This is a genomic window from Enterococcus sp. ARL09-542 (assembly GCF_005234805.1).
Taxonomy (GTDB): Bacteria; Bacillota; Bacilli; order Lactobacillales; family Enterococcaceae; genus Enterococcus_D; species Enterococcus_D gallinarum.
The window spans coordinates 152,558-167,119 of the sequence record NZ_QPQX01000006.1 but is presented as its reverse complement, the minus strand read 5'-3'; the positions used below and the strand labels follow the sequence as shown (position 1 = coordinate 167,119).

Sequence of the window (14,562 nt, the reverse complement as noted above, 5' to 3'; positions counted from 1 at the left end):
ACTCCCAACTGTAATAAGTTAGACAGCGATCGGTGCCTTGATCGTGGGATGCGGATCGTAGCCTTCAATCGTGATATCTCCTATCTCAAAGTCAAAAATCGATTGTTTCTCAGGATTTAAGTGCAACGTAGGTGCAGAACGAATTGTTCGGGAAAGCTGCTCTTTCATTTGTTCCATATGATTGCTATACAGATGGGCATCCCCTAAAGTATGGATAAATTCGCCGACTTGGAGTCCTGTCTCGTGAGCGATCAAGTGAGTCAATAACGCATAGCTAGCAATGTTGAAAGGCACCCCCAAAAAAACATCGGCACTTCGTTGATAAAGCTGACAACTTAGTCGACCTTCATGAACATAAAACTGAAACATGGTATGGCAAGGAGGCAGCGCCATCAACGGCACATCTTCTGGATTCCATGCGGAAACAATCAAGCGCCGAGAATCTGGCGTTGTTTTGATCATTTCAATCACTTCTTTGATCTGATCAATAAATTCCCCTTTAGTAGTTTCCCAATGACGCCATTGATACCCGTAAACATGACCTAGATCACCAAATTTTTCTGCAAATGCTTCGTCATTTAAAATACGTTCGCAAAATTTTTGCAATTCCTCTTGATAGCTGGCATTGAATTCTTCATCAATTAATGAGCGACGGCCAAAATCAGTCATATCAGGACCTGTATAGTCCTCACTTTTAATATACCGCTCAAAAGCCCATTCATCCCAAATGTGATTCTTGTGTTGCAGTAAGAATCGAATATTGGTATCTCCTTTAAGAAACCAGAGTAACTCGCTTTTGATCAGACCAAAAGGTACGCGCTTGGTTGTCAATAATGGAAATCCTTGAGAGAGGTCAAATCGCATTTGATGACCAAAAATACTTTTGGTTCCAGTCCCTGTGCGATCCCCTTTGACATTTCCCGTTTCTAAAATTTTTTTTCCTAAATCAAGATATGCTTGTTCCATAATGGGCCTCCTTATTAGTCGTCTGAAAACTCGCTTAAATATTCCCAGCGTGTCATTTTTTCTTCTAACAATTGTTCTGTTTCTGTAACTTCTGCTTGGAGCTGCTGTAATTTCGTAAAGTCATCCCCCTGCTGATTCATCGCTTCAGTTAGTGCGTCGACTCGTTCTTCTAACAGAGCAATCTCATCTTCGATCGTTGCCCATTCTTTTTGTTCCATGTAGCTTAGTTTCTTTTTGACTGGCTTTTCGGAAACAAATTTGCTTTGTAGCCCTTTGTCAGGTTGTGAGGCTGCAGTTTTCTTTGTGCCCTGTTTCGTTGCTGTCTTTTGTAAATATTCGTTTATCGAACCATAGAAGCGAACAATTTGCGCGTTGCCTTCAAAAATAAGTAATTTTTCAGCAACTTTATCTAAAAAGTAACGGTCATGAGAAACTGTAATTACGGCACCAGGAAATGATTCAAGATAGTTCTCCAAAACAGTTAATGTATCAATATCCAAATCATTCGTTGGCTCATCCAACAATAGAACATTTGGTTGACCAATCAATAATTTCAATAAGAATAGGCGGCGTTTTTCACCACCAGATAATTTACCGATCTTTGTTCCGTGCATGAAACGGGGGAACAAAAATTGTTCCAGCATTTCCGCTACACTGACATGGGCACCATCTGTTTTTTCTACTTCTTCTGCTGCCTCTTGTAAATAAGCAATCATCCGCTGTTCCGGATCCATTGTCTCATTGGTTTGCGTATAATAAGCTAATTTGACGGTTGAGCCAATAATCCGTGTTCCTGAATCTAATGAGAGACGTCCCGCCAACACATTCAGCAAGGTTGATTTACCTGCACCATTCTCACCAGTAATGCCTAAACGTTCTCGCGACTGAATCAATAAATCAAATTGAGATAGAATTGGTTTGCCTTCAATTGCATAACTACCTTCTTTGATTTCCAGCACTTGCTTACCTAAACGTGAGGTCGCAACATCAATCTGCACTTCTCCATTCCGCTTGACTTGGTTCATATTCTCTTTCAAATCGTCGAAACGATCAATTCGCGCTTGTTGCTTAGTCGTTCTCGCTTTGGCGCCTGTCCGAATCCATGCCAGCTCGTGCTTATATAACTGTTGCCGTTTTTCTTCTTGGGTTTCTTCAATACGTTCTCTTTCTGCTCTGGCTAATAAATAGTCCTCGTAATTTCCTTGATATTCATAAAGTTTACCAAAAGAGAGTTCAAACACGCGATTGGCTACCCGGTCAAGAAAATAGCGATCATGAGTGACCATCATCAGTGCGCCGCGATAGTTTTTCAAATAGCCTTCTAGCCATTGGATAGCTTCATAGTCAAGATGGTTCGTCGGCTCATCCAACAATAGTAAATCCGGTTCATCGATCAACACTTGCGCTAACCCCACCCGTTTTTTTTGCCCACCTGAAAGTTCATTGACTGGTTGTTTTAAATCTGAAATCCCTAATTTCTGCAAAATGATTTTTGCCGTTGTATCCGTATTCCAAGCATCTGTTTTATTCATAGCTTCTTCTGCTCTGCTGTAGGCAGCTTGCACTGTAGGATCTGAGCCATTTTGTTCCAGCTGAATCAAAGCTTTCTCATAGTCACGAACGGTTTTGATTAATGGACTTGTTCCTTGGAAGACCGCATCAACAACCGATAATTCTTCTTTTAATTGACTTTCTTGCGCCAAAAAGCCGATTCGATAATCTTGTGGTTTAAAAACAGAGGGACGGTCGCCATCTCCGGCTTCAATTCCAGCCAAGATCGTTAGTAAACTTGATTTGCCTGTCCCATTGACACCAATCAAGCCAATCCGGTCTTTCTCATGTATCAGAAAAGAAAGCTGATCAAATAATGTTTTATCGCCGTAAGTTTTTGTAAGCTCACTTACTTTTAATTCTTTCACAGAATCCCTCCTGAGATCTATTTTTCTTCGCCCATTGTACCACATAAGCATGACAGGGTCTTTAAGAAAAAAGAAAAAAACAACCGCTCCATCTCAACCCTGAGACGAAGAAGTTGTTGTTTTATCTACGAAACATTCGCTGTTTCGGCTGTTCATCTGCGCGAGCCATCGCATAAGATTCCAAGAGATTTACGTTGCGTCGATATTCGTTTGCAGAGATCGTTGGAATTTTTTCGGCTACCTCATATTCATCGATCGTTTTTCGTTCTAAATAATAGCCTCGTAAAACTTTTTTGACAAAAATCGGTTCTTGTTCAATCATGATAGTCTCAATGAAGTTATTATGCTCAAAACGCTTTAAGCTCATTTCCCTTTGACGTATAAAGAAGTTGATCAAAGATGAATCGTAGACATCTTCTAAGTTGCTTAAACTATGAAAAATATAATCACTGTTTTTGATATAGATTTTTTGTACTTCTGATATATCTCTTTGTTTCAATGCATCCTTCAGCTGCTGCTGGCGCTGCCAAAACAGCTTGGGATGAAAAATGATCCGTACAAAACGTTGAATGATCAAAAGCCAAAAACTGAAAAAAGACAAGAACTGTTTTGCTAACGAATGCTGCTGCTGCGAAATGAACCGGGAATAAAAGCGATACCCATTGGAGCTAACCTCACCTTTTCGGTAGGCTTCATCCAAACCATCCTGTTCAATGGATAGAATCAATCCTTGAATTTCCTGTATCTCTTGCTTTTCAGAATCAGTTAAACTATTGCGATACAATTCCCAGCGTCGATTTTCATAAGTATTGATTACTGCATCTGTCGCTAAGCGCTCTTTGGCATCCGTAATTTCTTTCTCTTCTTCTTCCAAGATCTGGATGACTTCTTCTAAAATCAGCAACTGATTGAAATCAACAGATTCGGCAGCTTCACCATCTGCCAAATAGGGCAAGACAAGTACACTGATCACTAAAGTCGCTAAGATGACACAAGCCGTCAAAAATAAGAGCAAACTGCGGGCTTCAAATTGGTCACCGTTGATCGTTACAGGCAAGATAAAAATTGCCGCTAAGCTGACCGTTCCTTTGACCCCTCCAAAGGTCAACAAAGCTACTTGCTTCAAGTCCACGATTTTTTTTGATTGTAAAAACTGATAATAAAAAAGAAGGAATAAGAAACGAATGAAGAAGATAACGAGCGTTACTACTACGATGGTCAAGACTAAATGACCGTTTGCATAAGAATTGCTTTCCCAAATGGGTGAAAATACTTGCGAAAGTTCAATCCCTAAAAATAAAAAAACAAGGGCGTTCAACGTAAATACAATTGTTGACCACGTACTTTCAGAGATATTGGCTAGTTCCGCATCGAACAAAGAGACTCGTCGTCTTCTTTGTGCTTGCGCTACACCGGCAACAACTGCCGCAATGATACCAGATACTCCAACCATTTCTGCAATCAAGTAGGCTGCAAAAGGCAATAGTAGTTCGATCAACAGATAAACAGTGACATCTTGGGCAGATATTTTTTCAATAAAGCGAATGATCCGCCGTTTTAACCAAACGATCAAGTAACCAATCAAGCCGCCGCCAATACTCGAAAAAAGCAATTGAAAGCCAGCCCCCATAACAGAAAAGCTACCAGTGACTAAAGCAACGATAGCAAATTGGAGCGCTGTTACCCCGGAAGCATCATTCAAAAGACCTTCGCCTTCTAAAATATGCATGATGTTCTTGGAAATTTTTAAGCGTTTCGCTAAAGATGAGACGGCTACCGCATCTGTTGGTCCTAAGGCAGCGCCAAAAGCATAACAAGCAGCCAAAGGAATCGATGGCATCAGCCAATGCAGTGTCGTTCCCACTGCAAATAAGGTCAGCAAAACACCGCCAAAGGCCAGAAACAAAACGATCTTACTGTTCTTCAAGATTTCCGGAACATCGGCTCGTTCTCCTTCTCGAAACAATAGCGGTCCAATGATCATCACTAGAAACATCTCTGGTTCGAATGCGATTTCTTGTCCCATTTCAGTCAATCCTAGCAGAATGCCTAAGATAATCTGAATGAAGAAAATCGGTACTGATGGCAGTATTTTGCTGACAATATTTGAAAAGGTCACGAGGATCGCGATGATGATGATAAGTTCAATAAATTCCATCCATTATCCTCTTTTCTTTCGAATTGCGATTAATAACTCAAGAAAATGTTCTTTTTTCATGAGAATCTTATGATCGAGCTGATTCAACTCCTTTTCATTTTTTTCGATTTCACATTGAATCCGTCTTGATTCTAGACGAAATAATTCATGTTTCATGCGTTCAAATTTGCGAAACAGCAATGGATTCTTCCGTTGCAAATATTCGCGGATTTCTTTTTTTTCTGCTGGTGAGAACTCCCCTAGGCGTTCCATCAATTCTTGTTTCGTTAAACATTGCTTCGTCATGATAGCCCCCTGCAATTCTAGTCAATTATAATAGAAGTCAGTTAAAATGAAAAATGATTGAAACCAATCCTGCTTTTTCATTTCTTGTTGACCGAGAGTATTCTATGCCATTCAACCAAAAATAGCAAGACCCACTTACTAAAAAAGAGGTTTCTCTCCGAATTATTGATAATCTCTTAATAATTCCGATAGAAAGTATTTTGCTATAAAAAAAGTTGATGAACCGTCCTTCACTGATTTGGAAAATCATCAGCGAACGAACCGTTCATCAACTCCCTCTTACTCATTCAACGATTATGCCTTGCTTATTTCATATATAAATCATAGTAAGCATCCATGATTTCTTTCACGATTTTTACGTTTGGATACGAAGTAGTTGAAGATTTAACCTGTGGTAAAACCACTGCAACTGCTATATCTGCATCATCACTTGGTCCATAAGCAACAATATTTAGGTTGACCAGATTGATGGTTTTGCCATTTTCATCGACAATCGGTGTCTCCGCAGTACCCGTTTTCGCAGAAAGTTCCATTTTAGCAGAAGCTAGTCCTGTTGCTGTAGCCCAAGCATCTGTTCCATGAACGGCATCATAAAATCCATTTTGAATGATTTTCATCTGATCAGTAGTTAAACCAACTTCGTTCAAAACGGTAGGTTCTACCGCTGATTTCAAGCTTCCTAAACCACCGGTTTCATCATTCCCATAGATACCCGAAACGATATGTGGCTGCAATCGTTGGCCGCCATTGGCCACAGTTGCTGCATATTGAGCCAATTGTAATGTCGTATAGGTATCAAACTGTCCGAAGGCTAAGTCCAGGATCTTACCGCCATCACTGACCGTATCTAATTTGTCGACAGGTGTGCTGATCCCTGTTGCTTCGCCAGGAAGATCGATCCCTGTTTTCGTCCCCATCCCAAAAGAGGCAAAGGCTGTACGCAGCTTACTGTAGGCTTCTGTTTGACGATCAACTGTTGGAATTGAAATTCCAGGCTGATACTCAATGCCCATCAAGCGTAAAGCAACCTGCATCATGTAGGAGTTGGAAGAAACTTCTAAGGCTTGTTCAGCTGACAAATTGCGGTTGTTTGCTCCTGTCGGGTTAAAGATCGAAGCTTTGACATCAGAGCCGATGCGGATTGGTTGGTCATATAAGACTTCATTCCCATTCAAGACACCATTTTCCCAACCAGCTGCTAACGTACCACCTTTGACTACAGACCCTGGAACAAAAGCATTGATGAAGGTTCCGATTGCATTCTCTTGCAATTTGCTTGATTCTGCCTCATGTTGATAACCTGACATTGCCAAAATCCCGCCAGTTTTAGGATTGATCGCAACAGCATAGACTCCAGGCGAGTATTCTGCAGCTCCTGAATCCATCAAAGACTTAAAGTTATCTTGTAAGATTTCATCAACTTCTTTTTGGAACTTGGCATCTAGCGTCAGTACAAGATTATCTCCCTTAGAGCCCGCATAGATTTCTTTTTGGCTTTCAATATTATTGCTATTGTCTAATGTGATTTGAGACTTTGATTTTGATCCTTGAAGGACTTCTTCATATTGCTTCTCTAAATAACTTCGTCCTACACGATCATTACGAGCATACCCTTTCGCTAGATATTCATCCAAATTTTCTTCAGGGATCCCTTGTTCTTCTGTTGTCACAGTTCCGATCAAACTTGCCAATGAACTGCCTTCAACAATTTTTCTAGTCCAGTCTGTGCCAGTCGAAACTCCGGGAAGTTCGGTCATATTCTCAGCCACAATTGCTAGTTCTTCATCAGATACATCAGAATTTTTTAAATAAACAGTGCTTAAAGATTGTGCACTATTCATTCGTTTAAAAATGGAAGCTACTTTTAACTGATCATCATTAAAGGCAATATCCTCATCCGTTACTTTATCGACAGTTGCCGCATACTGATCAGAAGCCCCGAGCGCTTTTTGCTTGGAACTTAATTGATCTTGCGCTTTCTTCAAATTTTCAGGATCTGCCAACCAAAAATCTTTTAGGTCCCGCTCTGTCAGATTCTTATCGATTGGAATATCGATCAATGTAGCTAGTTTTTGTGCAGTCTTCAATAAATCTTCAGCTGTCATCTTATTTCCTCTTGTAAAGGTAATGGCTGCATTGGCTTGATTTTTGACAAGCGGTTTGCCAGATGCATCATAAATCATTCCTCGTGGAGAGCTGCCATTGACTTCTACCACGGATGAAGCTTTCAATTGCTTCTCAATATTATCACCATTGACGATTTGTAAATAACCTAATTGCACGATCAACGCAACAAAAAGACCAAAAATCACAAAAAAGAGAAAATTCAATCGAAAGGGAACATGGGATTTGCGATAAGATTTTGTCTTAGGCTCCTCAGGCCCTTTTCGTATATTCTTAATGACTTTATCTTTTAGATTCTTCATCTCTTCTATCCTCTCATTACAAACTGCTTACCGTCTTATTTTACCAAAAATTTTCAATATAAACAGAAGAAATCAAAATTATCCAAGTATCCTTAGAGAAAATTATAAGAATTCGTTCTCATCCACTGTAATGTTTCACAGTTACGCAAAAAGATTTTTTTGTTGAGAAAAAATCTGCTACACTTTAAGCTTTCTTAATCTTTTCCAATTTTAATCCCGTGAAACACATTTTTCTAACTTCCATCTGTGGAAAAGTAAAAAGCAAACGATCAATGACCGTTTGCTTTGGTTTTCATTATTAATATCCAGAGTAATCGCCAGTATCTTCCTGATACCCGGCTCCATCATCATAAATGTCTGACGGTTCACCTGGATTCTCATTTGAGTTTTCTTCACTATTGTAATTCGTATCGTCGTACAATTGATAGTTTGTATAACCATCAGTATGTTCATCTCCTTGAGACAAAGTCTCGCTGGTAGGAAGATTCAGTTGTTCTTTCAATTTATTTTGCATTTCCAGCAATTGATTGATACCTAATAATTGGTAATAGACCCCATTCATCATTTGGCCTTCACCTTGCAATTGTTCTTGATCGATTGTCGTGAACGCAGGCAAATAATTGGTAGCGATATCCATCATGTCATCCCAAGTCAAATCTGTTTTTGAATTCTTTTCAACAGCTTTTAATATTTTTTGATAATTGCTGACGCCATCCAAGCTCATTACTTTTTTAACGATCTTAGTGACAACTTCTCTTTGCCGTTTTTGACGTCCAATGTCGCCTTCCGGATCTTGTTTTCGCATGCGTGCATAGGCAAGACCGGTTTTCCCATCTAAAGTAATGGTTCCTTTAGGCACATGCACTCCTTCCAGAGTAAAATCGATTTTATTAGTGACTTCGATGCCTCCAACTGCATCGATCAAATCTCGCATACCTTGCATGTTAATCGTAACATAATGGTCAATAGGAATGTCTAACAGATTTTCAACGGAATCCATCGACATTGCTTCGCCACCAAAGGCATATGCATGGTTCAGCTTATCCAACATGCCATACCCAACAATTTGAGTGTAGATATCACGGTCAAGACTAACGATCGTTGATTGTTTCTTGGCAGGATTAACCGTAACGACCATCATACTATCTGAACGCCCTTGTTCGGTTCTCCCCAACGCTCCAGTATCAATCCCAAGCAAAAGAATCGAAAAGGGTTCTCTATCTTCAATACTTACTGCCGTTTCACGTTTTTTCGTCTTACGATCCGCACTTTGCGTAATATTATTGAACGTTTTATTCGTATCATCGTATACTTTCATTCCATAGACAGTGACACCGACAATACTTACTGCCACCAAGCCCAACAATCCTAAAATTACTTTTTGATATAAACGCATCCTACACCTCTATCACAAAATTATTAGGTAATCGTTTAAATTTTGCCACAATTTTACAAATTCAGCAATCTTGCTTCTGTTTTATTACAGAATCTTAACACGATTGCAACAAAAATGAAACGATAAAGAATTTGTTATTTTAACTTTTAACGGCGTACATCCCTATTCATTAACACATCTAAAAAAACTATCCTAAGGAAAGTAAGAGACACGCTTTAACAGACCCCTTCATTCCTTCGGATAGTTTTTTGTATTAATTGAAAAATAGTTTTTTTATACTTAAATATAATCCACAAATCGCGCTCTAAACTTCATGTGTAGATGACTACCTATTATCAATAGTGTTAAAGTCATTCCCCAAAAAATTAAGGTGTAGGTCGTTTTTTCCCAAACCCAACCACGTGATAAAAAGGCATCTCTAAAGCCTTCAATCAAATAATAAAAGGGATTTAAACGTAATAGCTTAATTAACCATTCCGGCATATTTCGATTATTGATATCCCAAATTGGTCCTGAAACATAAAACAACAAACGTAATACTGATTGTAAGAAAATATGATAGTCACGTATCAATACTGTAATGGTCGCATTTAATAATCCGAAAGCAAATAAGAAAATAACCATCGCAATAAAGTAATAAATAAATTGCAACCAATAAACGGACGGTGTTACTCCCGCCCATAAGAGCGAGCCAATCACAATAGCTACCATAGGGATATAAGATGACAAGTTACTGATAATATTGATTGACGGCAAGATACTTACTGGAAATTTCATTTTGGCTACCATACCAACTTGTCGGTGAATACTATTGGACGCTCCAAGTACCGAAGAATTGATATAAAACCAAGCTGTGATCCCAATCAACATCCAAATAATAAATGGTACGCCATCTACTTTCCGATTACCATTGACTCCTAGCCCAAAGACTAAATAATAGATACCAATTTGAATCACAGGGTTCAAGATTTGCCATGCAAGACCAAGATAGTGGCTTTGATAGGTTGCTTTGTCCTCGTATCGAGACATACGGAAAATAATTCCCGCATGATTAAATTGTTCTTTTATTACTGCAGCAATTTCTTTCACTAAACTCTTCCTTTTCTATCTAAACTAAATAAAGAAATAGTTATCTTTACTTGAAAACTTGTACAATTGCATCAACCGGATGCTTTAGCGCATAGCTAATGGATCTGCCACTGAAAGAAACAAGAGAGCAAAACAGTGTTCCTACTATCGCAAGAGTCAAAAGTCCTTTAGTTGGAATCGTCATCTTCTCACCTAAAGGAGTTCGTTTAAGGTTCTTCTGAATCATTTGTTCAGATAGATGCTGCTCTTTCAGCAAGCTATCATCTTGGCTTTTTTCAGCTAATTTTTCTAGATTAAATGCCTTTTGATTTTCTTTGTATTTATCTTGGTAAGCTTTTTGTTCTTTTTTCGGTTGCTTCTTGAACCAGTCGATAAACTTGCGATATTCCGCCATTACTTCCTCAGTCGGACCAAACATGCGCAAATCGCCGTAATGCATCCAGATTGTACGGTCACATAATTTTTCAACTTGTCCTAAAGCATGGCTGACAAAGAAAATAGTCTTGCCGGACTCTTTGAATTCCATGATTTTATCCACACATTTTTGATAAAAAGTTTCGTCTCCAACAGATAAAGCTTCATCAATGATCAAAATATCTGGATCATTATGAACAGCAATGGCAAACCCTAAACGTGACTTCATCCCACTGGAATAGCTTTTTACAGGTTGATTAATAAAATCACCTAAATCGGCAAATGCTACGATTTCATCCATTTTTTTATCGATTTCTTTATTGGTCATTCCAGACATCAATGCTTTTAGACGAATATTTTCTAAACCTGTCAATTGATATTTTAATCCGGCTCCAATTGCGATAATCGACGTATCGCCATTGACTTCCATTGTGCCTGATGTTGGAGGAATAATGCCACTGATCACATTTGAAAGCGTTGATTTTCCAGAACCATTTATCCCAATGATCCCTACAGACTCTCCTGCACGCACTTCAAAACTAACGCCTTTTAATGCCCAAAAACGTGGAACATTTCGATGATAAAATTTGAATAATGCTTTCACTTTGTCTGATTTCTTTTTGTATAGGTCATATTCCTTTGTAACCAAAGTACTACGAACTTTTATTTCTTTTTCCACTTTCTTCATCCATTCTCAAAGAAATTCTATTCATTTGCTACAACTCAAGCTACATCATATCATATTTTCCTCTAAGACAAAATAAACAACGAAAAACATCTAATAAATTTTAAGAAAAAAACGGAAATAGTGTACAAAAAAAGGCACCATTTAAAGATACCTTTTATGCTTTAAGTATTAATTATTTATTTTTAAGTCTTTTTTGATCTGTGTCGTTGATATTTCAGGCGTTCTAGCTAAATAAACAACTTCGGCATCTGTTTCTTCTTGAATGAAATCAAATTTACCAGCCCAATCATCACCCATGACAAAAGTATCCACGTGGTACTCTTTGACGTCAGAAACTTTTTGTTCCCAGTTTTTTTCAGGAATAACTAAATCAACATAGCGAATAGCCTCTAATAACTGTTTACGTTTTTCATAAGAAAAGTAGCATTTCTTCTGTTTTTCATCCCAATTGAACTCGTCCGTAGACAATGCCACGATCAAATAGTCTCCTTGTTCTTTTGCTCGGCGCAATAAATTGATATGACCATAATGGAGCAAATCAAATGTCCCATACGTAATTACTCGTTTCATCAAATATCCCTCATTTTTAATCTATTTATAATACACTGAAGATAACAAATTTGGCCGAAAATAGCAAATTAAAAAAAGCTGAGGTCCCCCTCAGCTTGTTCTAGTTTAGATTTTCGTGACTTCTGCCGCTTGCGGTCCCCGGGCGCCTTCGACAATCGAAAACTCGACTTCTTGACCTTCTTCTAAAGACTTAAAGCCATCTCCTTGGATCGCAGAAAAATGAACAAAGACATCATCTCCGCCATCAACTGTAATAAACCCAAAACCTTTTTCATTATTGAACCATTTTACTTTTCCATGTTCCATGCGTGTAAATCCTCCAGTAATTAAAATAAGACGCTTCCGTCTTCAATATTATAGCTGAAAATGAAAGCGTTAGCAATATGTTTCAAAAAATAAAACTACCCCCAACGAATCAAAGGTAGCAGTGAGAACTTATGGTTAACACGAAGCTGATGCTAAGATGCAACGTGCTTTCTTTTATCGTTGGGATAGTTTTATTCTGATTAAAAATAATTCCCTTACTTAATGATTATTTTGCTTTCGCATAAAAATCATTTACTTTATCCCAATTAACAACACTCCAGAAAGCATTGATATAATCAGGGCGTACATTTTTGTATTTCAAGTAGTAGGCATGTTCCCAAACATCTAAGCCTAAAACTGGCGTTTGACCGTCCATTAATGGTGAATCTTGGTTCGCAGTTGAAGTGATCGCTAATTTACCATCTTTGATGACTAACCAAGCCCAGCCAGAACCAAAGCGGCCAGTTGCTGCTGTTTTGAATTCTTCTTTGAAATCAGCAAAGCTGCCAAATGTTTCTTCGATGGCTTCTTTGATGGCTCCTGTTGGTTCACCACCAGCATTTGGTGCCAAGATTTCCCAGAAAAAGCTGTGATTTGCATGACCACCACCGTTATTACGGACAGCTGTTTTGATGTCTTCAGGCACCGAATCAAAATCAGCAAGTAATTCTTCAACTGATTTTTCACCTAATTCAGGATGTTTTTCAATTGCTGCATTCAAATTTGTGACGTAAGTATTGTGATGCTTGTCATGATGCAAATGCATCGTTTCTTCATCAATGTAAGGTTCTAATGCATCATAAGCATAAGGTAAATCTGGTAATGTGTAAGACATAAAAAATTCCTCCTCAGTGATAGTGATTACATAAGTAACATTATCAGATAAAAAGTGGTTCATCAAAACATATGCTTACTTTTTATCAATTTTTTTTGGTGCAAAAATCAGAAACTTGCTGAAAACATAGTTTGCTAGGACGACAACGATTTGTGTAACAAGCTTAGCGATAAAATCACCGGTTCCTAGTACGCTAATCAATAGATACATACAAGCCATATCCAATCCCAGCGAAAGGACTCTGAAGAAAAGAAACTTCCAAAAGGCAAGCCACGATTCTTTTTTTGTTTCACTTTTTGCTTCAAAGACCCAAATCTTATTCGTGAAGAATGCGAACAACACAGAAGCTGCCCAAGAAATCACATTAGCAATCATATAATGAAAATCAAAGATTTCTCTAAAGAGAAAATAAACAACTAAATTGACCAAAGTAGTTAATCCACCAAAAATTAAATACGTTAACGGCTCCCATAATTTTTTTTCTTGTAGTTTATTTTTCACATTTTTTAAACTTTCCATACTCGATCTCCAATTCTACTCATTAATCAGCAAAGAACACTTTAGAGATAATCGGACTTTTCTGTCATAAGTCCTTGTGTTCTGTTGCTGCCTTCGTTACAATTATTTTTAGTTACATAAAAGGAGTTAAACAAATGACAATCATACAAATGCTAAAAAGTGCATTTATTCGAATCCCAAATCTCAAATATGTAAAAGACGCTGCTTTTTCAAAAGTGATTCTTTTTCTACTTGGAGCTACCGTTATTTTAGCCGTACCAATCACTTTGCAAGTCAATGATATCTTTCAGGATTTCCAGCGAGATAGTCAAAAAATTGCGCAAAAAATCCCCAATTTTTCGATTGAAAATGGTCAATTAACAACGAATGGACAAGGAGAAGGGTTTATCTATCAAACCGACTCTATCATTTTTACTTTCGACCCTGAAGGAAAACGCAACGCTACCGATATTGCTTCAGATGCCACTGCAAATGTGTTGAGTGTGGGACTATTAAAAAAAGAAATTGTTGTCAGTTTCCCTGGAACAGGACTTTCCACATCATTCTTAGATACAAATCAATTAAAATTTTCTTATAATGAACCAGCATTTAATAATTTAGATGGCAAAAAGATTCGGGAAACACTGAGCAGCAATCAAATTCCTTGGTGGCTACAACTTATTGTTTTCTTAGTAGCGCTCTACCCTACATTTTTAAATTTATTAATCACATTGATCATGGGTACATTTATTGCAACTATCTATACAAAACTAAAACTTTTTTCTTACAGCTTTTTTGAAAACCTTAAGATACTAATCGTTAGTGCTGCTTTACCAACAATTTTGAGTGTGCTGATCCAACTATTCGTACCAAATTTTGATGGGACAACATTTATCTTATTCGCAGCACTGTTTCTATTCACTCAAGGCGTCAAAGGTTCGCCTAAAATCCAATTAAAAAGCTAGTAACTATCCAACCATGCATAGATCTTTGCGCATGGTTTTTTCTTTGT

At 38.0% G+C, this 14,562-nt stretch carries 13 protein-coding genes; 1 reads left to right on the top strand and 12 read right to left on the bottom strand.

Going from position 1 to position 14,562, the window contains the following annotated elements; all coding sequences use genetic code 11:
* Positions 1-18: 18 nt before the first annotated feature.
* The 12 genes from DVW06_RS08870 to DVW06_RS08815 all read right to left on the bottom strand — a co-directional run bounded on the left by DVW06_RS08870 (position 19) and on the right by DVW06_RS08815 (position 13,571).
* Positions 19-966: a thymidylate synthase gene (locus DVW06_RS08870; protein ID WP_117474604.1), complete on the bottom strand. Its 948-nt coding sequence runs from the start codon at positions 964-966 to the stop codon at positions 19-21.
* 14 nt (positions 967-980) lie between these two features.
* On the bottom strand, positions 981-2,885 hold the full coding sequence (locus tag DVW06_RS08865) for an ABC-F family ATP-binding cassette domain-containing protein (protein WP_117474605.1): 1,905 nt from the start codon (positions 2,883-2,885) through the stop codon (positions 981-983).
* Positions 2,886-3,006: 121 nt separating this feature from the next.
* Positions 3,007-5,043 (bottom strand): cation:proton antiporter, encoded by a 2,037-nt coding sequence (locus DVW06_RS08860; protein WP_003126955.1) that lies wholly within the window; start codon positions 5,041-5,043, stop codon positions 3,007-3,009.
* Positions 5,044-5,046: 3 nt separating this feature from the next.
* On the bottom strand, positions 5,047-5,328 hold the full coding sequence (locus DVW06_RS08855; RefSeq protein ID WP_003126954.1) for a hypothetical protein: 282 nt from the start codon (positions 5,326-5,328) through the stop codon (positions 5,047-5,049).
* 305 nt (positions 5,329-5,633) lie between these two features.
* Entirely contained in the window at positions 5,634-7,754 is a 2,121-nt protein-coding gene (locus DVW06_RS08850; protein WP_137264567.1) for a peptidoglycan D,D-transpeptidase FtsI family protein, read from the bottom strand.
* Between the two features lie 298 nt (positions 7,755-8,052).
* Positions 8,053-9,150 (bottom strand): LCP family glycopolymer transferase, encoded by a 1,098-nt coding sequence (locus DVW06_RS08845; protein ID WP_005472255.1) that lies wholly within the window; start codon positions 9,148-9,150, stop codon positions 8,053-8,055.
* A gap of 279 nt (positions 9,151-9,429) precedes the next feature.
* Complete coding sequence (locus DVW06_RS08840; RefSeq protein ID WP_137264566.1) at positions 9,430-10,239, bottom strand: ABC transporter permease; 810 nt, start codon at positions 10,237-10,239, stop codon at positions 9,430-9,432.
* Positions 10,240-10,285: 46 nt separating this feature from the next.
* Complete coding sequence (locus DVW06_RS08835) at positions 10,286-11,341, bottom strand: ABC transporter ATP-binding protein (RefSeq protein ID WP_003126949.1); 1,056 nt, start codon at positions 11,339-11,341, stop codon at positions 10,286-10,288.
* A gap of 168 nt (positions 11,342-11,509) precedes the next feature.
* On the bottom strand, positions 11,510-11,911 hold the full coding sequence (gene tagD, locus DVW06_RS08830) for a glycerol-3-phosphate cytidylyltransferase (RefSeq protein WP_003126948.1): 402 nt from the start codon (positions 11,909-11,911) through the stop codon (positions 11,510-11,512).
* 105 nt (positions 11,912-12,016) lie between these two features.
* Positions 12,017-12,217 carry a cold-shock protein gene (locus DVW06_RS08825; protein WP_003126947.1) on the bottom strand — a complete coding sequence of 67 codons (201 nt, stop codon included), beginning with the start codon at positions 12,215-12,217 and terminating at the stop codon, positions 12,017-12,019.
* Between the two features lie 226 nt (positions 12,218-12,443).
* The gene (locus tag DVW06_RS08820; protein ID WP_003126946.1) at positions 12,444-13,052 is read right to left on the bottom strand and encodes a superoxide dismutase; all 609 of its coding nucleotides are present in this window, start codon (positions 13,050-13,052) and stop codon (positions 12,444-12,446) included.
* 75 nt (positions 13,053-13,127) lie between these two features.
* Entirely contained in the window at positions 13,128-13,571 is a 444-nt protein-coding gene (locus DVW06_RS08815; RefSeq protein ID WP_005472254.1) for a GtrA family protein, read from the bottom strand.
* 134 nt (positions 13,572-13,705) lie between these two features.
* Here DVW06_RS08815 and DVW06_RS08810 point away from each other — a divergent pair, with 134 nt between their 5' ends.
* Positions 13,706-14,515 (top strand): DUF1189 domain-containing protein, encoded by an 810-nt coding sequence (locus DVW06_RS08810; protein ID WP_003126944.1) that lies wholly within the window; start codon positions 13,706-13,708, stop codon positions 14,513-14,515.
* Positions 14,516-14,562: the final 47 nt, after the last annotated feature.